The organism is Myxococcus hansupus, from assembly GCF_000280925.3.
Taxonomy (GTDB): Bacteria; Myxococcota; Myxococcia; order Myxococcales; family Myxococcaceae; genus Myxococcus; species Myxococcus hansupus.
This window is the reverse complement of sequence record NZ_CP012109.1, coordinates 7,372,266-7,392,181: the sequence shown is the minus strand read 5'-3', so window position 1 is coordinate 7,392,181 and position 19,916 is coordinate 7,372,266. Positions and strand designations below refer to the sequence as shown.

The window sequence follows — 19,916 nt, the reverse complement described above, 5'->3', positions numbered from 1 at the left end:
TCGTGTGAGGCCAGGAGGCTGCATGGCATGGGGGCCGAAGCCCTGGGCTGGTTCAGTTCGTTCGTGCTGCTGTTGACCATTGGAAAACAGGTCCACACGCAGTGGAAGTCGGGCTCGAGCGAGGGCGTGTCCAAGTGGCTCTTCTTCGGGCAGATGACCGCGTCCGTGGGGTTCACCGTCTACAGTTGGCTGGTCGGCAACTGGGTCTTCGTGGTGACGAACGGACTGATGCTGCTGAGCGCCATCCTGGGGGCCGTCATCCTCATGAAGCACCGACGGGCCTCACGGAGGGACCGGGCGTCGCGAGCGCGGGCCCCTGCTGGCGCCGCGCGCGCGTGAGCCCCAGGCCTCGGCTGTCCGCCTGCCCTGGAGACGGGCGTGCGGCGGAGGCAGGAGGTGGGTTGGTTTGCGGGAACAGCCTTCTCACATTGCCCGAGCCCCTTAGCGCAGGAGTTCGACATGGCCGACAAATCCGAAGTGGCCCGGCTGCGCAGCCTGGCCCAGCTCGACGCGGATGCCGTGGGTGCGTACGACGCCGCCCTGGCGCGAATCCCCGAACCGCTGGTGCGTGAGCGGCTCAACGGATTCCGTATCGACCACGTGCGCCATGTGCAGGACCTGAACGCCCTCATCCACGAGCTGGGTGGGACGCCGCTGGAGCTGCGCCTGGATTTCAAGGGCACCGCGATGAAGGGCCTGACGGCCGTGTCGAGCATGATGGGCACCGAGGCGGCGCTGGTGGCCATGCTCGGCAACGAGGAGTTCTCCAACCGCGCCTATGACGTGGCCCTGCGCTTCGACTGGCGCCCCGAGGTCCGCGCCCTCATCGAAAAGCACCGTGAGGACGAGCGGCGTCACGTGATGTGGATTCGCGACGCCGTCCGGACCCGCCCCTGGGAGCGCGCCTCCTCGTCCGCCGCGGAAGGCTCCGAGGCACCCGCCTGAGTCCAGGGCCGTCCTCCGGGGCCGATATGCCCGGGGCACAGCGTCGTTTACGCTCCCGCTGGGGTTTTGCCAGGAGACGGGACGTATGCGCTCGGCGGTCTACGCGGCGGTGGTGTTGGCGGGCCTGATGACGGGCTGTGCCACCACTCAGGGAAACACCTTCAATGACCTCTTCATCCCGGATGGAGAGGCCATCTATGAGCGGCCCGTGGAGGAGATGTGGCCGGAGGTGCGGACGTTCTTCACGGAGAACAACCTGCCCTTCCGGGAAGACAAGGGAAGCATGATGCTGGAGACGGAGTGGCGCCAAGAGTTCGGCGGCTCCAGGGTGGCCGGCTTCTTCCACCGCTACATGGTGCTGGGCAAGCGCGAGTCGCCCACCCAGAGCAAGCTGTGGATCATCCGCATCACCAAGAGCGTCAACAACACGCTCAGGGCTCCAGGCAGTGAACTCGACTGGGGCGTGTCCCGGGTGGGCCAAGGGGGGGGAGGGGACGATTTGGGCGTCGCGAACCTCTCTGTCGAGGACTACGAGGCCTACCTGGGTGCGCCCATTGGGGAGAACGCCTTCATCGCGGGTTCGGGCCAGGGCTCGCGTGACCTCGTCATGGAGTGGCGGGTGTTCCGCTCCATCTCGCCCAAACTGATGAAGGAGGAGAACGCCCCCCAGCCGGTGAAGGTGGCGATGGCGCTCAACGCGAAGGGCAGCGCGGCGGCCATGGACTTCGAGTGTGGCCTGCCGATTCTGGGGCTGGGCAAGCAGGTGAAGGCGGGCGGCGTGCTGCTGCTGGGGGAGATGCATGGCACGCAGGAGGTGCCGCGCTTCATGGCCCAGGCCGCCTGCCAGACGGCGGTGGCGGGCACGCCGGTGACGGTGGGGCTGGAGCTGCCGCTGGAGAACCAGACGCGAATCGACGCCTTCCTGGACAGCGCGGGCGAGGAGCATGACTGGCTGAAGCTGATGGAGGCCCCGTTCTGGCGCAGCCCGTACCCGGACGGCCGCAGCAGCGAGGCGGTGGCGAACATGCTGGAGCAGTTGCGCGAGCTGCGCTTCCGCGGCCTGGACGTGGACATCTTCGTCTTCGACCACCCGAAGGCCCAGGGCCAGGCGCGCGAGGACGCGATGCACGCCACCGTGCGGCACCAGGTGGAGTCGGGCCCCAAGCGCTTCCACGTCATCCTGTCGGGGAACATCCACTCGCGCACGAAGAAGGGCCTGCCGTGGAACAAGGACTTCAAGCCCATGGGGTTTCTGCTGAAGGACTCGCTCGACAGCGTGGTGTCGCTGGACATGGCGTACAACAGCGGCTCGGCGTGGATTTGCGCGGTGGACAGCAAGGGCGTGAAGGATTCGCTGGATTGCGGCGTGCGCGAGGCCAAGGGCCGTGACAACGGTGACCGCTTCTTCCTGCACACCTGGGGCGGCACGAATGGCGACGGTTACCACGGCGTCTTCTATGTGGGCCCGGTGACCGCGTCGATTCCGGCGGTGCAGAAGGGGCTGGGGCGTCCGGGCGCCAATGACAACTCGGTCGCTCCGGTGGAAGCGCAGTCCCCGGAGGTCGCGGCGCACTGACGTCGGGCATTCCACGGGGGGCGCGGCGGCTGCTGCGCGCCCCGTGGCGCTGGCGTAAGTTGCCGGGGTGAGCGACATCACCGTCTATCAGCCGGAGCTCCTCTTCACGGGCGGCCGGTTCCACGAAGGGCGCGTCCTCGCGGTGGACGCGAAGGGCCACATCCTGGACCTGGCCGAGGCGCCGACGGGCGCGCGCGTCGTGCCGCTGCCGGGAAGGGCCTTGCTGCCGGGCCTGGTCAACGGCCACTCCCACGCGTTTCAGCGGCTCATCCGGGGACGCACGGAGTATGTAGCGTCCGGCCGCGAGGCGGATGACTTCTGGAGCTGGCGCGAGGCCATGTACCGCGCCGCCGAGTCGCTCAGCCCCGAGGACCTGTACGTCGCCTCACGGCAGGCCTTCGTGGAGATGGCGCTCGCGGGCATCACCACCGTGGGTGAGTTCCACTACGTCCACCACCAGCCGGATGGGACGCCCTACGCGGACCGCAACACGCTGGCGCACGCGGTGATTCGCGCGGCCCGGGACGTGGGCCTGCGCATCTGCCTGCTGCGCGTGGGCTACGCTCGCGCGGGCTTCGGCGTGGCGGCGAATCCGCGGCAGCGCCGGTTCATCGACGCGGACGCGGAGACGTTCCTCGGCTCGGTGGAGGCGCTGGTCCGCGAGGTCCGCGGCGATGCGGCGGTGAGCGTGGGCATCGCGCCGCACAGCGTGCGGGCGGTGCCTCGGGAGTGGCTGGCCGCGCTGGCGGCGTCCTCCACGCGCCGGCTGCCCATCCACATGCACGTGGCCGAGCAGCCGAAGGAAATCGAGGCGTGCCTCGCGGAGCATGGCCGCCGGCCGGTGGAGCTGTTGGCGGACCTGGGCCTCCTGGGGCCGGGCTTCACGGCTGTGCACGGCGTGCACCTGACGGACGCGGAGGTGGCGCTGCTGGGCGCGTCCGCGACCACGGTGTGCGCGTGTCCCTCCACCGAGCGAAACCTGGGCGACGGCATCGTCCCCGCGGACGCGCTGGTGAAGGCGGGGGCGCACCTCAGCCTGGGCTCGGACAGTCAGGCGACGGTGGACCTGCTGGATGAGGCGCGGCAGTTGGAAGGGCACCTGCGCTTGTCCCGGCTGCGGCGTGCCGTGCTCGACCCGGGCGGCGGCGCCATGGATGGACTGGCCGCGCGGCTGTTGGGCATGGCCACGGTGGATGGCGCGCGCAGTCTGGGATGGGCGGGTGGGGTGTTGGAGGCCGGCGCGCCCGCGGACTTCTTCACGGTGGACTTGCATCATCCGTCGCTCGTGGGGGCGCTGCCCGCGTCGCTGCTGTCTTCCATTGTTCTCGGTGCCGAGAAGGCCGCGGTGCGCGACGTGGTGGTGGCGGGACGCGAGGTGGTTCGCGAAGGGCGGCATGCGCTCGCGGAGGAGAGTGGCCGGGCGTTCCAGGCGTTGTCGCGCACGCTGTATGCCTGAGCGGTTGGCTGTCTCGATATGGGATTGAGGCTCGCGGCGTTTTCCCTCCGGGATTTCATCCCCGGAGGGGCCGATGCGCTCGATGATGTACGCGGTGTCCATGTCGTTGGTGTTTCTCGCCGGCTGCGCTGCCCGGCAGGGAAGCGCTTTCAGTGATCTCTTCATCCCGGATGGAGAGGCCATCTACGAACGGCCTCTGGAGGAGATGTGGCCGGAGGTGCGGACGTTCTTCACGGAGAACAATCTGCCCTTCCGCGAGGACCGGGGAAGCATGGTGCTGGAGACGGACTGGCGCCAGGAGTTCGGCGGCTCGAAGGTGTCCGGCTTCTTCCACCGCTACATGGTCCTGGGCAAGCGCGAGACGCCGACCCAGAGCAAGCTGTGGATCATCCGCATCACCAAGAGCCGGAACAAGGCCCTGGCGCCTCCGGGCCGTGAGCTCGATTGGGGCACGAACCGCATCGTGGGGCGGAAGGGCCCAACGGGTGAGGGCTTGGATAACGGGGGCTCCGTGGCGGAGGACCCCATCATCAGCGTGGAGGACTTCGAGGACTATCTGGACGCGCCGGTGGGGGAGAACTCCTTCTTCGCGGAGTCAGCCCAGGGCTCGCGAGACCTCGTCATGGAGTGGCGGGTGTTCCGCTCCATCTCGCCCAAGCTGATGAAGGAGGAGAACGCGCCCAAGGCGGTGCAGGTGGCGGCGGCCCCGAATGCGAAGGGGGATTCGACGGCGATGGACTTCGAATGTGGCCTGCCGATTTTGGGGCTGGGCAAGCAGGTGAAGCCGGGTGGAGTGCTGCTGCTGGGGGAGATGCACGGCACGCAGGAGGTGCCTCGCTTCGTGGCGCAGACGTCCTGCCAGTCCGCGGTGGCGGGCACGCCGGTGACGGTGGGACTGGAGTTGCCGCTGGAGAGCCAGGCTCGCCTGGAGGCGTTCATCGACAGCGCGGGTGAGGAGCATGACTGGCTGAAGCTGATGGAGGCTCCGTTCTGGCGCAGCCCGTATCCGGATGGCCGCAGCAGTGAGGCGGTGGCGAACATGCTGGAGCAGTTGCGCCAGCTTCGCTCGCGCGGCCTGGACGTGGACCTGTTCGTCTTCGACCACCCGACGATGCAGGGGCAGGCACGCGAGTCCGCGATGGCCGCCACGGTGCGGCACCAGGTGGAGTCGGGCCCCAAGCGCTTCCACGTCATCCTGTCGGGCAACATCCACTCGCGCACGAAGAAGGGCCTGCCGTGGGACAAGGCCTTCAAGCCCATGGGGCTGTTGCTGGAGGACTCGCTCGACAGCGTGGTGTCGCTGGACATGGCGTACAACAGCGGCTCGGCGTGGATTTGCGCGGTGGACCGCAAGGGCGCGAAGGACGCACTGGACTGCGGTGTGCGTGAGGCGAAGGGCCGGGACAATGGCGAGCGCTTCTTCGTGCACACCTGGGGTGGCACGAACGGAGATGGGTTCCACGGCGTCTATTACGTGGGCGCGGTGAGCGCGTCGGCGCCGGCGGTGCACAAGGGGTTGGGACGTCCGGGGTCGAACGACAACACGGTGTTCCCGTTGGAGGAGGCCCGTCCCCAGGTGGCGGCCGTTCGCTGAGTGGACATGGGGGAGGGTAGGGCCTTCCGGGGGCTGGCGTGCCGTGGCATGACCAGTCCCTGGAGGTCTTACCCATGAGTGACACGCTGCCCGCGCTGCGGGCCACCCTGACGGAGCTTGTGGCGATGGACACCACGTCCTCGCGTCCCAATGCTCCGCTCATCGACTATGCGCAGGCCCGCCTGGAGGCCGCGGGCTTCAGCGCGGAGCGCCAGAAGTTCACCGACGACGCGGGGGTGGAGAAGATCAACCTCGTCGCGGTGAAGGGCGGCAGCGGCCGGGCCGCGCTGGCTCTGGTGGGGCATTCTGACTGTGTTCCGTATGACGCCGCGTGGACGGACGCGCTGCGGCTCACGGAGAAGGACGGCCGTCTCTACGCGCGCGGGGCCTGTGACACGAAGGGCTTCATCGCGTGCGCGCTGCACGCGGCCTTGAACGCCCAGCACGTGAAGGCGCCGTTGATGGTGGTGCTCACGGCGGACGAGGAAGTGGGCCTGACGGGCGCCAAGAAGCTGGTGGAGGCGGGCCTGGGTCGTGCCCGGCACGCGATTGTCGGCGAGCCCACGCGCCTCATCCCCGTGCGCGCCAACAAGGGCTACTGCCTGGCGGAGGTGGAGGTGGCGGGGAAGGAAGGGCACAGCGCCTATCCGGACTCGGGGGCGTCGGCCATCTTCCGCGCGGGCCGGTTCCTCCAGCGCCTGGAGCATCTGGCGTTGACGGTGCTGCGCGAGGACCGCGACGAGGGCTTCCAGCCGCCCTTCACCACGGTCAACGTGGGCGTCATCCAGGGTGGCAAGGCGAAGAACGTCATCCCCGGCGCTTGCCGCTTCGTCGTGGAGTGGCGGCCCATCCCCGGCCAGCCGCCGGAGCGGGTGTCCCAGTTGCTGGAGACCATCCGCCAGGAGCTGGTGCGTGACGAGCCCGCCTACGAGGCGCGCATCCGCGTGGTGCGCACGGACCGGGGCGTGAATACGAAGGCGGACGCGGAGGTGGTGCGCTTCCTCGCGGAGGCCAGCGGCAACGCGCCGGAGACGGTGTCCTTCGGCACGGAGGCGCCGCAGATGACGGAGCTGGGCGCGGAGGCCGTGGTGTTCGGCCCCGGCGACATCCGCGTGGCGCACCAGACGGGCGAGTACGTTCCAGTGGAAGACCTGGTGCGCTGCGAGGCCATCCTGGCGCGCGCGGTGGCCCACTTCTGCGGCGGAAGCTAGCTCCAAGGTCGTTCGCCGAGCGCCGCGCCACGGGGCCGGGTTCCCGTGGCGGGCGTCGTGCCCAGGGGCGTTTGCCCAGCGCCGCGCCACGGGGCCGGGGTCCCGTGGCGGGCGCCGTGCCCAGGGGCATTTGCCGAGCACCGCGCCACGGGGCAGGGTCCCCGTGGCTTGAAGCGGCAGTGCGCTGCGTCCGCACGCGCTCCGCCGCTGAGCGGCCTTGGCGGCGGAGCGGCCACCGAGGCGTCGAGGGCTACGCCTGCGGCAGCGCGCAGTGGCCCAAATCCCTCAGCACCTTCTTGGCCTCGGCGATGAGGTCGTGGCCGCTGGCACCCTGCGGCGCCCGGGCGACGAGCTTCATGTCCGGCGTGAGGCGGTAGAGGCCCTTGGAGCGCTGCACCAGCCCCGCCACCTTGGGGCCGTCCAGCAGCGCGTCCGCGCCCAGCGTCACCACCAGGCGGGTGGTGCCCACCTCCAGCCCGCGCAGCCGCAAATCGCGCATGTCGATTTTCAGCAGCGTCAGCTCGGACAGGTGGTCCACCTCGTCCGGGGCTTCGCCGTAGCGGTCCACCAGCTCCGCGCGCAGGTCCGTCACCTCGTCCGGGTGGCTGGCCTGGCTGAATCGCTTGTAGAAGACGAGCCGCTGGTGGACGTCGCTGACGTAGTCGTCCGGGATGAGCGCCGGCATGGGCAGCGTGACGTCCGGCTCAATCTGCATCTTGGGCGGCTGGCCCTGCATCTCCGCGACGGCCTCTTCCAGAAGCTGCGCGTACATGTCGAAGCCAATCTCCGCGATGGCACCCGACTGCTTGTCGCCCAGCAGATTGCCTGCGCCACGAATCTCCAGGTCATGACTGGCGATGGAGAAGCCCGCGCCCAGCTCGGTGAAGTTCTGGAGCACTTCCAAGCGCCGCTGCGCGTCCTTCGTCACCGCCCGCCGTGACGGCACCAGCAGGTACGCATAGGCGCGCTCCTTGGAGCGTCCCACGCGGCCTCGGAGCTGGTAGAGCTGCGCCAGTCCGAACTGGTCCGCCCGGTTCACAATCATCGTGTTGGCGCTGGAGATGTCGATGCCACTCTCGATGATGCTGGTGCACAGCAGCACCTGATACTTCTTCTCCGTGAAGGCGAGCATCACCTTCTCGAGCTGCCCCTCGCCCATCTGCCCGTGCGCCACGCCAAGGGTGACCTGGGGCACCAGCGTGCGAATCTGCGTCTCGATGGACGGCAGCGACTCCACGCGGTTGTGGACGAAGAACACCTGTCCGCCGCGCGCCACCTCGCGCTCGATGGCCTCCTTGACGACCTGGTCCTCGTACTTCATCACGAAGGTCCGGATGGCCCGGCGGTCCTGCGGCGGCGTGGCGATGATGCTCATGTCCCGCACGCCGGACATGCTCATGTGGAGCGTGCGGGGAATGGGCGTGGCCGTCAGCGTGAGCACGTCAATCTGGGAGCGCCACTTCTTGAGCGACTCCTTCTGCTTCACGCCGAAGCGCTGCTCCTCGTCGACAATCATCAGACCCAGGTCCTTGAAGGCCACCTCGCCGCCCAGCAGCTTGTGGGTGCCGATGAGGATGTCGACCTTGCCCTCCTTGGCGCGCTTGAGGATTTCACGCACCTCCGGCGCCTTCTTCAGCCCGGAGATGACCTCCACCGTGACGGGGTAGTCCTTGAAACGCTTCTTGAAGGAGAGGAAGTGCTGCTGCGCCAGCACCGTGGTGGGCACCAGCACCGCCACCTGCTTGCGGTCCAACGCGGCCTTGAAGGCGGCGCGCATGGCCACCTCCGTCTTGCCGTAGCCCACGTCGCCGCAGACGAGCCGGTCCATGGGCTCGGCCTTCTGCATGTCCGCCAGGACGTCTTCAATCGCCTTGGCCTGGTCCGGCGTCTCCTCGAACTCGAAGTCCGCTTCGAACTGGGCGTAGTACCGGTCCGGCGCGCTGAAGGCGTGGCCCGGGTGCGCCTTGCGCGCGGCGGCGATTTGCAGCAGCTCCGCCGCCATCTTGAGGAGCTGCTCCTTGACGCGCTTCTTCGTTTTCTCCCAGCTCGTGGTGCCCAGCTTGTCGAGCTGCACCTGCGTGGGGTCGCCACCGGAGAACTTCTGGATGAGCCGCATGCGGCCCACCGGCAGGTAGATTTTGTCCCGGCCCGCGTACTCCAGGACGAGGAAGTCCCCGGGCACGCCGTTGACCTCCATCTTCGTCAGGCCCGCGTAGCGGCCGATGCCGAAGTCGGTGTGGACGATGAGGTCGCCTTCCTTCAGGTCCCCGAAGCCCGAGCCGAACGCGTCCAGCTTCTTGCTGCGCCGGGGCCGCCGGCGCGCGCGCACGCCGAAGATTTCCTCATCCGCCAGCACCGCGAGCCCACCCGGCCCGTCCACGAAGCCGTGGCTCACCTCGCCCGTGAAGAGGTGCGCCCGGATGGACGGCTCGTACAGCGACGAGGCGTCCACCAACGGCTCCGTGTGCACCTTCACCACCACGTTGCGGTCCATCAGCAGCCGCTTCAGCCGGTCCGCCTGGCTCAGCGTGCCGCACGCCACCACGCAGGCCGTGCGGAGCTCCCGCCAGCGCTCCAGCCGCTCCACCAGCGGGGACAGCGCGCCCTCTTCGCCGTGGTGCGCGAGGATGGCTTCTCGCAGGTCCTGGGTGCCGCCGAAGGTGAAGTGCACCGGCGGGCGCTCCGTCTGCGCCAGCGACAGGCCGCCGCCCTCCAGGACGCGGAAGCCGCGCAGCCGCTGGTCCACGTCCTCGCGGGCAAGGAAGTGCTCCAGCGGGGGACAGGTGAGCTCCTGTCGCGCCTCGGCCGCCGCGTGGGAGCGCTCCAGCTCCTCCCACAGCGTCTCCACCGCGCGGTCCTGCCCCAGCGGGTCATCCACGTAGAAGACGGGCGCGTCGGGGCCCCAGTCGCGCAGGAAGTCGAACACCGTGGACAGCCCGCCCTCGAAGAAGCCGGGCAGCAGGCCCTCCATCCCGAAGCCAGGCAGGCCCTCGCGCAGCGTCTCCAGTTGCTCGCGCAGCTTGATGGTGGGCAGGTTGATGCGGTCGGCCACCGCGCGGGCGGCGGCCTCGGCGCGCGGGCGCGTCTCATCGGTGAGGAGCACCTCGCGCGCGGGCACCAGGTGCACGTCCTTGAGCGCGTCCACCGTGCGCTGGGACTGCGGGTCGAAGGCGCGGATGGACTCGATGGTGTCGCCGAAGAACTCCAGGCGGACGGGCTTGTCGTAGAGCGGGCTGAAGACGTCCAGCAAGTCGCCGCGCACGCTGAAGGTACCCACGTCCTCCACCAGCGGGCTGTTCTGATAGCCCATGCGCACCAGCCGGCGCGCCAGCGAGTCGCGGTCGAAGTCCTGGCCCGCGGACACCCGCGCGGACAGCGCGCGCATCATCTCCAGCGGCAGCACACGGCGGTACAGCGCGCGCACGGACAGCACCAGCGCGGGAAAGCGCGTGCCCTGGCCCACGTGGAAGAGGGCGCCCAGCCGCTCCGTCACCACGGCCGCGTCGGGGGACACCTCGTCGAAGGGGAGCGCCTCGTCGGCGGGCAGCCGCAGCACCCGGGGCTCCAGCAGGCTGCCGTGGCCTCCCAGGAAGAAGGACAGGTCGGCGGCGAGCGCGTCCGCGGCCTCCTCGTCCACGGCGACGCAGACCAGGGGCGCCTTCAGCGCGGCATGGAGGCGGGCGAGCACATGCCCGCGCGCCGCCCCCTTGAGCCCCTGCGTGCGGACGCGTTGGCCCGCTCGAAGCGCATCAACCACCTGGACGAATGGGTCGCCCGCCGCACCGCTGTCCTGCGTCTGTGTGAAGGGAGTGTCCATGAGTGGACCTTGAAGGCCCCGGCGTAATTAAAAGCCGCGCCGTGTCAGGTCAACGACGGAGCGCGCCAGGTGTCCGACGAAACAGGAGAAATCGGAAGCACTGGTTAGCTCGGGCACTGTTCAGCCACCCCGGGGACCGGTTGGCCGCACCCCTAGCTGCGGGGTTAGGGTGACTCACAACGGCAGCATCGGGGGCCACGCCGCATGTCATCTGGCCGTGGAATCAACAGGTGCCTGGGCACCGGGGAAGAAGAAGCCCCATCGTCGGAGGCGGTGGCCGTGCTGCGGAGCGTGCGCTCCGAGGTGGGCGGCATCGTCGACTTCGAATGTGCATCCGCCAATGCCCAGGCGGAGCGCTGGCTCGGGGGTGAAGCGGGCCGGCTGGTGCATCATCGGCTGTTGGAGGGCGCGCCTTGGAGCTGGGACGGCGGCCTGTTCGGCGCGTGTGTCCGCGTGGCGACGCGCCGGGTGCCGGAGGTGGTCCGGGTGTCGCGCCAGTCGACGCTGGGCACCATGTGGCTGCTGGCGCGGGTGTCGCCTTGTGATGATGGCGTGGTGCTCTTCCTGGAGGACCTCTCCGAGCGCATGGCCGCGGAGGAGGCGCTGCGCAGGGACCATGACCTGCTGCACGCGGTCATCGAGAGCGCCACCGACGCCATCTACGTGAAGGACGTGGCGGGGCGATACATCCTCATCAACCCGGCCACCGCGAACGCCTTCCACCGCGCGCCGCGCGACATCCTCGGGCGGACGGACGCGGAGCTGCTGGGGCACGAGCGCGCCGCGCCGACGTTGGAGCATGACCGCCAGGTGATGCGCTCCGGACAGACGGCCACGTACGAAGGCGCCGAAGGCGGACCGGGGACCGACCGCATCTGGCACACGACGAAGGGCGTGCTGCGCCGGGGCGACAGCACGGTGTACGGCCTCTTCGCCATCTGCCGTGACGTCACCGCCCGGCGCCGCCAGGAGCTGGAGCGCGAGGAGGAGGCGCGCTACCAGGAGCGCTTCATCGGCGTGCTGGGACACGACCTGGGCAACCCGCTGGCCGCGGTGCGGCTGTCCTCCGCGGCGCTGCTGGCCCGGGAGTCGCTGCCGCCCGAGGTCCGGCGCGTGGTGACGCGCATCGACGGGAGCGCCGAGCGGATGGCGCGGCTGGTGAAACAGTTGCTCGACTTCACCCGCGCGCGCATGGCGGGAGGCATTCCGCTGCGTCCGCATGAGGTGTGCATGGTGGACGTCTGCCACCGCATCATCGCGGAGCTGGAGCCGGCGCATCCGGAGTGCAGCGTCCGCCTGGAGGTGGACGGCGAGTCACGGGGCGTCTGGGACGAGGAGCGCCTGGGGCAGGTGTTGTCCAACCTGGTGGGCAATGCCCTGCAGCACAGTCCAGAAGGGGCGTCGGTGCGGGTCCGGCTGGCCGCGAAGGACGCGCTGTTCCAGCGGGTGGAGATTCACAACGGAGGCCCGCCCATCCCCGAGTCCCTGCGCGCCCGGCTCTTCTCGCCGTTCCACGGGGTGCCCCCGGAGCCCGGGCAGCCGAAGCCGAAGCACCAGGGCCTGGGGTTGGGGCTCTACATCGTGTCGCAAATCGTGACGGCGCACGGAGGCTGGCTCGACGTGGCGTCGTCCGCGGACACGGGGACGTGCTTCTCGGTGACGTTGCCCCGCGTCACCCGGCCGCTGGGGGGGCCGCCGGGCAAGGGCGCGTGAGGCGCGGTGCGACCGCCTAGCGGAGGCCGAACTTCACGGCGGCCTGGAGGCGGAGGACGTCGGTCAGCGCGCCGGGGTCCACCAGCTCCAGGGCGGCCTGCTGGGAGATGCCGGCGTACTGGCGCTTGCGGTAGTCCTCCTCGTCCTCCTCGCCGCCCTTGCCTCCCTTGTCGCCCTTGTCGTCACCGCCCTTGCCGTCCCCCTGGGGGCGCAGGGACAGCGGCTGGGCCGGAGACAGGCCCTTCTCGATGTGCACCGAAGACAACGCGTCCGCGCGCAGCGAGGTGAACAGGCTGGCCATGGAGAGGCAGAAGACGACCGCGACAGTGAGGTTCTTCATGGGGGGGCTCCGTTTCTCTTGAGGGGGATGACGCGGGGGTTCCAACCGAAATTCAAGGGGGCGAGGGCGCCTTCATGGTGCGGATGTATCCCACCAGTGCGTCCATCTGCGCGGGGGTAAGCGTGTCCTTGAATGACTTCATCTTGCTGTTGCGAGGGTCGCCCTCGGCGATGACCTTGCGGAGGGCGGCGTCCGTCCGGGCCCGCTGCCAGTCCGGGCGGCTCATGTCGCCGATGGACTCCTTCTGGCCCATCTTCGTCTGCGCCTTGCCGTCACCGCCGTGACACACCGCGCACTTCGCCTGCCAGACGTCGGCGGTGCTCTCCGCGCGTGCGCTGGTGGCCAGGCCCAGGGACAGCAGCAGGACGAACCGCTTCATCATCGTCGGAGGCTCCTCGCGGACGGACGGCGCACCGGGCCTCGAGGGCCCGGGGCCGAGCATACGCCGAAGCCGCGGGTTCGCACGCCGTGTCTACTGGCAGCCTGGTGTGGAGCCGTGCTTGTCACAATCCACGGAGCGTATGGACGCCGTGAGCTTGTCCGCCTGGAACACCAGCTCCGGCCGCCAGTTGGGGAGCTCGGGCGTGCCGTGGTTGCGCCGCAGCACGAGCCGCTCCGGGTCGGGCGCGTCCTCGGACGGCTCACAGGGACGTCCGTCCGCCGACCGTGGCGCGACGATGGGGGACTGGGTTCCCGTGGCGTCCACCCAACACAGCCCCACGAGCTGCGTCACGTCGAGCTGCGGCGGGATGATCAGCTCGGGGCCTGTCTCCGGGCACTCACAGCCGCCCTCGCCGCAGCGGTTGTCCAGACACGCCTCGATGGGACAGACGGTGCCCCAGGTGTCACTGCACGCCAGCGACTCCCACCGCATGCGTGTCACCTGTCGGTCGTTCTCGTCCGCGACGCGGAGGTTGAGCCGCACGGGCTGGCGGGTGGCGCGCGCCTTCTGACGCGCCTCCTGCATCATCAACACCAGCTCCCGCTGCGCGCCGCTGACGCGCTGCCGCTCGAGCATGCCCTGGAAGCTGGTGACGGAGAGGGTGGCGAAGACGCCGATGATGGCCACCACCACCATCACCTCCAACAACGTCACGCCCTGGTTGCGCGGATGCATGTCATTCCCCTTCCACGCCCACGAAGGCGAAGTTGCGCGGCGCCAGCCGGACGACGGTGTGCCGGCGTTTGAAGCCATCTTGGGGGTTGCCCCAATCGTCGATTCCGCCGCCGGCTTCGTCTCCCAGCAGCTCCACGCGCTGTGAGCGCGCGGTGATGGACAGCTCCACCAACCGCACGCGGCGCATCAGCTCGTCTCCCGCGCTGCCCGGGCCCCGGTCGGGCGGCACGGGCACGCCAGGGTCCCAGGTCCAGGTGACATGCGCGGCACACGTTCCCTGTGTGCAGGTCTCCAGCGCGGGGCGGTTCATGCCGGGGTCCGGGAAGAAGCGCACGGCCCCGTTCATGGGCGCGCCGGGGTCGACCACGCCCAGGCGGATTTGGAGCTGCTCGATGTCCTGGGACACCGGGCCGTAGGCCGCGGGTCCGGAGGGCCCATCCACATCCATCTCCAACGTGGGCCTGCCCTCCGGCCAGTTCACCCGGAAGCTCCGGCTGGAGACGGGCAGGAGGTAGATGGGGTTGGTCTCCGTGGCGTTCCAGACGCCTCCCGCGACCGCGGCGTTGGGGTGACAGTTCCCGTCCCCGGGCGAGGGCCTGCCCGGGATGCCCGGGGTCCACTCCACGCCTTCGGCCACCCGGCTCGTCACCTGTCCGATGCAGGCCCAGCCGCGCGAGGTGTTGCTGCCCGGGCGCACCACGGCGATGACCGCGTTGTCGAGGAAGGCGGGCGGCGGCCGGAGCAGCTCGGAGATGCACAGCCGGGTGTCCGCCCAGGCCGGTCCGCCGCCACCGGAGCCACAGCCCGTGAGGAGGACCATGCGGCCCGGGTCGGTCTCCCAGACGTCGAGCGCGTCCGACAACAGGTTGCCGTCGAGGGGCGGAACGAACGAGGGGTCGCCCGGGAACTCCGCGCGTGTCCGGACCGACACCGCGTAGAACACGTCGGCCGTGCCCGCGGGAAGCTGGCCGCCGGTGAGGGAGAGGCTGCCAATGCCCGCGCCCGCGCGCTGCACGCTGAACGCGAGCAGGTCCCTCGCGGCGCGCCCGGTGTTCTGGGTCTCCATGATGCGCTCTTCCATCAAGCCGCGTCGCTGCAGGTGGACGCTCACGCCAATGGCCGCGGCGAGCACCAGCATGGACAGGGTGGAGGCGACCATCAGCTCGATGAGCGTGAAGCCTCGGGGCGGCGTTGGATGCGGGCGGTTCATGGGGCCATCCGGGTCTGCAGGGCGACCGCCCGGCGAGGCGCGCCGGGCTCCTCCGCCCAGCTCACGGTGACGCGGACATTGACGACCTGGTCCAGGGGGAGCTGCGTGCCATGGGGCGCGATGACGCGGGCGAGCGCGGGCGCCCCTTGCTCACCGCCCTCGAACGGAGGGTCCACGTCCAGCATCAGGTCGTAGCGCAGGTGCGGAGGCGCGTTCGCGAGGGGCTCGAGCTCCCGCATGCGTCCGTTGGCGGACCACCACACCGGACGCACGGAGTTGTCCAACTGCTTGATGTTGGCGCACGGGTCGCTGACCGGCTCCCCCGAGCAGCGGAGGTTGACCACGCGCTCCAGCTCCTGTTCGGCGATGAGGGTCGCCTGGTTGAGGTTGTTGTTGCGGCGGTTGTGGCGGGACGCGGCGAGCAGCGTGTAGAGGATGCCCAGGATGCCGAGCATCAGCACCGCAGCGGTGGCCATCGTCTCCAGCAGGCTGAGCCCGCGGGCATGGCGCCGGAGCGCGCGGGTGTTCATGGCACCACCTCCCGGACGCGCGCGCCGGACTGTACGTCCCAGATGAGGACTCGCGAGTTGCTCCGGGGCGATTCGGAGGTGGGGTTGTTGTACGTGGAGTTGCCCAGTGAGCGGACCGCGCCGTTGTTCACGATGAGCAGGTGGTTGTCGTACAGCACCGGCGCGTGCGTCGCGTGCCCGCCAAGCTCCGTGCCGTTGCCGGCGAGGGGCGCGCCCGCGCTGCTGAAGGCGTAGACCCGACCGCTGGTGGTGCTGTCCAGGTCGCACGCGCTGGCGGCCCGGCCCACGGCGGTGGTGGTGAAGACGCCGTCCTGCGTGGTGGAGACGCCGCCCCAGACGACTTGCCCCTCGTCCAGCTCGCGCGCCCACTCGAAGCGTCCCGGGCAGTTGGCGCCAGGGCGAGTGGTGGGCACCGGGTCGCGGTCCTCGAAGGCCATCAGGTGGTAGCGCGGCCGGGGCGTGGCCACGTCGTCCGGCTCGTTGGCGATGTCCGGGTTGTTGGCGGTGCCGAAGTACAGCCGCACGCGGCGTCCGCCGCCGTCCTGCACCACCGAGGCGGAGATGGTGGAGAAGATGCGCTGGCTCTGGGCATTGCGGATGCCGGGCGCGGTCTTCGCGTCCGCGACGACACACGACGACAGCACCTTGCCGAGCGCGTAGGCCGCCCCCGTGTTCGAGTACGTGGGGTTGATGCGATAAATCTTCCCCGACGTGGACGGGACGTAGATGACATCCACGTTGCCATCGCCGTTCACGTCGAGCGGGATGGGCTCTCCGCCGATGCCTTCGTTGACGTCCGCGGCGGCGCCTCCCAGCGTGACGATGCCAGCGAGCTTCGCCTTCGCGCCGGTGCCCTCCACCTGGGCGGGCAGGCCCGTCTTCATGTCGATGAGATAGACGGTGCCCACCGCGCCGCTGTCCGGCACGTAGTCGGTGCCAAACACGGAGACCCACTTCTTCCCTCCGTTCTCACCAAAGTCCATGCGCACGATGGAGGGCGCATGGCGCGAGCCGCGGGTGTCCGGCCTGGCGGTGCCGCCAGGGAAGGTGCTCACCAGGGTGCGGCAGGCACCGGTCGTGTCCGTGCAGGGAGCGCCCGTCGAGTTATGGAAGCGGTCCCTCCGCATGTCGAACTCCCACAGCGGCGTGGGGTATTGAGGGAGCGCGGGGTTGGTGACATCGAGCGCGAAGAAGACGCTCTGCTTGGGGCCGGTGGCGCTGGCGAGGACCGTCTTGGCGCCTTCGTTGCGCGCGGGGCGAGGCCTCCAGGCCTCGGCGGTGTCCCGGGGATTGTGGCCCGTGTCCGGCCGGTAGTCGTTGCCGCGCAGGTCCACGTCCGCCACGGAGGGCGTGGCATCCATGGTGGCCCGCTCGGTGGAGAACGCATCATTGGCGCGGCGGTAGTTCTCCACGTAGTAGGGCAGCATCCTGGACGGCAGGTAGGCGAACAGCTCTCTGCCGTCGCCGTAGTCGTGGCTGGTGCCGCAGCCTCCTTCGCGCGCGAAGTAGCCCTGGTACTCCGTGCGTCCCGTCGTGCAGAGGTCGTCACCCGTCTGGAAGCGGCCGGTGCCCAGGGCGTGGAGGAAGCCTTGCGTGGTGCCCACGTACGTCACCGTGCGGCGCGACGCGTGCTCCGAGCTGAAGTGGTTGATGAAGCGCTCGCGCTCCGCGTTCAGGTCGCGGCCTTCGAGCAGCCAGGCCGGCATGCTGGGGGGGCCGACGACGGCGGCCGTGGAGAGGTTGATGCCTCCCAGCGGCCAGGTGCGCATCCGGTTTCGCGGGAGGGTGGAGGCGCGGTCCTCCCAGCCATAGATCCAGTCGCGCAGCGCCAGCCGGTCATCCGCGGTGCAGCCGTTTCGCCGGTCCAGGTCGTACAGGTACACGCTGCCATTGCGGCGCGCGCAGTAGGTGTCGGGGAAGAGCGGACTGGCGCTGTTGTTGCGCGCCATCAGGTCCTTCACTTCGACCGTTTGGCCCGTGTCGGGATGGAGCGTGACGAGCTTGCGCACATTGAGCGGGTCGCCCGAGTTGAGCTCCAGCGTGCCCATCAGGTTCCGCAGCCACGTGCCCGTGTCCCAGACCTCCTGGGCGGGCGTGTACGGCGCCAGGTCGGCGGGCTCGTAGAGCTTCTTCAGGTAGAGGTGGCCCCGGTCGATGGTGTCCGGGCGGTTGTCGTAGGTCCGGATGGAGACCTGGTCCACGCCACCGTCAACCACCCAGGCGCGGCCGGGCGTTTCATACACGCCGTGGACGACGGCGTTGGCCATGGGGATGAGCGACGCGCGGCCATATTCGCCGCTGCGCTGGGCCTTGTAGGAGACGTTGATGTTGTGGATGGTGGGCTGGCAGGCCTCACCCGGGCTCTCCATCACCGCGCGCCAGCAGAGCTGCGTTCCCACGCGGCCTTGCTCCAGGAAGTCCTGGAGGACGGCCGTCTCGTTGCGCACGCCCCCGTCGCTGTGGGGGATGGGGACGTTGAGCCAGTTGGGAGACGGGTTGTCGACGTAGGTCGGTTGGGAGGTGTTGCAGGGCTCCTGGCAGACCTTGCAGTCCAGGGCCACCTGGTAGGTGATGTTGGGGTTCTGCCGGCCCGAGCCGCCGTCCGGCAGGGTGACGAGGCGCGAGCACGGGTTGCCGCTGCCGCCGTCCGCCGCGTAATAGGGCTGGTCCTCCACGGTGAACGTCACCTCGGTGATGGTGAAGTCCATGGAGATGTCTGGCGAGATGTCGGACACCACGTCGGAGCGGAAGGAGCCGTTGTTCTGCTTGTTGATGAGGATGACGATGTCGCTGTAGGTGCGGTCACCGCCCGCGTTCTGGTCTTCCCAGCCCAGAATCCAGACCAGCGGGTTGTCTCGGGGCGCGCCGACCAGCGTGTGCGCCGCGCGGCGGTTCACGGCGCGGACATCCTGGGTCTGGTTGGCGGGGAAGGTGACGCGGCCGTAGGCGGGGTCGGTGAGCAGCCGGACGTAGGCATCACCGCCCAGCCAGTTGTTGGCCAGGTTCTTCCGGTCCACCACCAGCGGGCTGAGGCTCTGGTGCAGGTCCATGTTGAGCGGCGTCTTGGTGAAGAAGACGTTGATGTCGCCGTGCATCCACAGGTCGCACTGCACCTGGCGGGCGTCGCCGGAGGGGCGGGTGATGAGGCATGAATCCGTCGCGGGGCCGTAGACCTGCTCCACGTAGGTGACGAGGAAGAAGACGATTTCGCGGTTGCCCTGGAGCCGTCCCATGGGGACGATCTGGTCTTCCGCCTTGGTGATGGTCGCGCTCGGGTTCCTGCCGGTGATGAGGCGGCCCGCGCTGTCGAAGGCGCTGGCCTTGTAGTCCGGGATGCCGTCGGGGATGCGGGACCTGTCCCAGGCCGCTCCGGAGCGAACGACCTGCCCCTGGTCATTGACCGTCCAGCCCTCGCGCGGTGCGAGGCATTCGGCGGTCGCCGAAAGGCGACACTGGTTGTCGTCATCGTCCGTGGACAGGAAGACGATGTTTCCGATGCCATGGTTGCCATTGAGCGGGTGCTTGGGCTCCAGCAGGTTGGGGATGTGTGGGAACAGGCCCCGGTCGCTGAAGTACGTGTCCACGCCGTTCGCGTTGATTCGGTCGTTGCGGAGGACGAGCGACTGGCCGTAGCCGGGGACGTCCGCGAGTTCCATGAGGTCTGTCCAGACGTCACGGACGGCTTGTCCCACCACGCCGCCTGTCGTCGGCTGGGCGGGGTAGTCCGCCAGGGATTCCCACCGCCGGGGGCCCTGGTTTGCACGGTAGCTGCGCGCACCATCGCACCGCCCCGTCAGCAGGTCGGGCTCGCGCAGTCGCACCGACCCACCGCCGTCCGCCCGCTGATGGTCGAACAGGCGGTTGCAGCGCGGCCCATCGCTCGCGCCAATGTATCGCTGGGGGTCGGGGTTGACGTTGTAGAGGGCCTCGTGGAAGTCGGGCACGCCGTTGTTGTTGGCGTCGATGAGCGTGTCGTCGTCGGAGTTGCCGGGCGTGCCGTTGTCGTTGATGTACCCGGCGGCGATGAGCTCGTCGTAATAGAACCAGCCCAGCGTGCTGGACGCGCCGTTGCCCGCGCGGTCATCGACGATGAGCGCGGTGAGGTCCTGCTCGAAGGGCAGGATGATTTTCTCCGGGTCCAGGACGTTGAGGTTGGTGTTGAGCCGCAGCTTGGGCGGGTTGTCGTCAGTGACGATGATGGCGCTGGGAATGCCCGCGTCCTTGCTGAAGTCGGGCTGCTTGTCCTGGTCCGTGGTGTCGATGCAGAGCGCCAGGTTGTTGACGCCGCCGTCGGTTCCAGCGCCCGCGCCTCCAGTGCCTCCAGAGCCCTGTGCGAGCACGGCGCCGGCGGCGACCACGGCCCCCGCGGCGAACCAGATTCGAATCCAGTGCATGGTGTCCCCCCTG

14 protein-coding genes are annotated in these 19,916 nt (G+C 69.4%); 7 read left to right on the top strand and 7 right to left on the bottom strand.

The window, feature by feature from the left end:
* Window positions 1-27 precede the first annotated feature (27 nt).
* From A176_RS28900 to argE, 6 genes are all read left to right on the top strand, one after another.
* Window positions 28-339: a hypothetical protein gene (locus tag A176_RS28900; RefSeq protein WP_002638368.1), complete on the top strand. Its 312-nt coding sequence runs from the start codon at window positions 28-30 to the stop codon at window positions 337-339.
* A 120-nt stretch (window positions 340-459) separates the two neighbouring features.
* Window positions 460-945: a DUF2383 domain-containing protein gene (locus tag A176_RS28895; protein WP_002638369.1), complete on the top strand. Its 486-nt coding sequence runs from the start codon at window positions 460-462 to the stop codon at window positions 943-945.
* 85 nt (window positions 946-1,030) lie between these two features.
* Window positions 1,031-2,521 (top strand): hypothetical protein, encoded by a 1,491-nt coding sequence (locus A176_RS28890; protein WP_002638370.1) that lies wholly within the window; start codon window positions 1,031-1,033, stop codon window positions 2,519-2,521.
* Between the two features lie 67 nt (window positions 2,522-2,588).
* Window positions 2,589-3,977, top strand: coding sequence for a formimidoylglutamate deiminase (gene hutF / locus A176_RS28885; protein ID WP_002638371.1), 1,389 nt, complete (start codon window positions 2,589-2,591; stop codon window positions 3,975-3,977).
* Window positions 3,978-4,050: 73 nt separating this feature from the next.
* The gene (locus A176_RS28880) at window positions 4,051-5,571 is read left to right on the top strand and encodes a hypothetical protein (protein WP_002638372.1); all 1,521 of its coding nucleotides are present in this window, start codon (window positions 4,051-4,053) and stop codon (window positions 5,569-5,571) included.
* A gap of 74 nt (window positions 5,572-5,645) precedes the next feature.
* Complete coding sequence (argE, locus tag A176_RS28875; RefSeq protein ID WP_002638373.1) at window positions 5,646-6,782, top strand: acetylornithine deacetylase; 1,137 nt, start codon at window positions 5,646-5,648, stop codon at window positions 6,780-6,782.
* Window positions 6,783-7,032: 250 nt separating this feature from the next.
* Here the strand turns inward: argE and mfd are convergent, their stop codons facing one another.
* Window positions 7,033-10,599, bottom strand: a complete 3,567-nt coding sequence (gene mfd, locus A176_RS28870) for a transcription-repair coupling factor (RefSeq protein ID WP_044889301.1) — start codon at window positions 10,597-10,599, stop codon at window positions 7,033-7,035.
* 273 nt (window positions 10,600-10,872) lie between these two features.
* Between mfd and A176_RS28865 the strand changes: the two genes are divergently transcribed.
* A complete protein-coding gene (locus tag A176_RS28865; RefSeq protein WP_049872401.1) occupies window positions 10,873-12,312 on the top strand; it encodes a sensor histidine kinase in 1,440 nt (479 codons plus the stop codon).
* Between the two features lie 16 nt (window positions 12,313-12,328).
* Here A176_RS28865 and A176_RS28860 read toward each other — a convergent pair whose 3' ends face one another.
* From A176_RS28860 to A176_RS28835, 6 genes are all read right to left on the bottom strand, one after another.
* Window positions 12,329-12,652, bottom strand: a complete 324-nt coding sequence (locus tag A176_RS28860) for a hypothetical protein (protein WP_002638377.1) — start codon at window positions 12,650-12,652, stop codon at window positions 12,329-12,331.
* A gap of 52 nt (window positions 12,653-12,704) precedes the next feature.
* Window positions 12,705-13,034 carry a c-type cytochrome gene (locus A176_RS28855; RefSeq protein ID WP_002638378.1) on the bottom strand — a complete coding sequence of 110 codons (330 nt, stop codon included), beginning with the start codon at window positions 13,032-13,034 and terminating at the stop codon, window positions 12,705-12,707.
* 90 nt (window positions 13,035-13,124) lie between these two features.
* Window positions 13,125-13,769 carry a pilus assembly FimT family protein gene (locus A176_RS28850; protein WP_002638379.1) on the bottom strand — a complete coding sequence of 215 codons (645 nt, stop codon included), beginning with the start codon at window positions 13,767-13,769 and terminating at the stop codon, window positions 13,125-13,127.
* Between the two features lies 1 nt (window position 13,770).
* The gene (locus A176_RS28845) at window positions 13,771-14,979 is read right to left on the bottom strand and encodes a PilW family protein (RefSeq protein WP_002638380.1); all 1,209 of its coding nucleotides are present in this window, start codon (window positions 14,977-14,979) and stop codon (window positions 13,771-13,773) included.
* Window positions 14,976-15,509 carry a type IV pilus modification PilV family protein gene (locus tag A176_RS28840; RefSeq protein WP_002638381.1) on the bottom strand — a complete coding sequence of 178 codons (534 nt, stop codon included), beginning with the start codon at window positions 15,507-15,509 and terminating at the stop codon, window positions 14,976-14,978. The genes A176_RS28845 and A176_RS28840 overlap by 4 nt, the downstream gene beginning before the upstream one ends.
* Window positions 15,506-19,903, bottom strand: coding sequence for a pilus assembly protein (locus A176_RS28835; protein WP_002638382.1), 4,398 nt, complete (start codon window positions 19,901-19,903; stop codon window positions 15,506-15,508). The genes A176_RS28840 and A176_RS28835 overlap by 4 nt, the downstream gene beginning before the upstream one ends.
* Window positions 19,904-19,916: the final 13 nt, after the last annotated feature.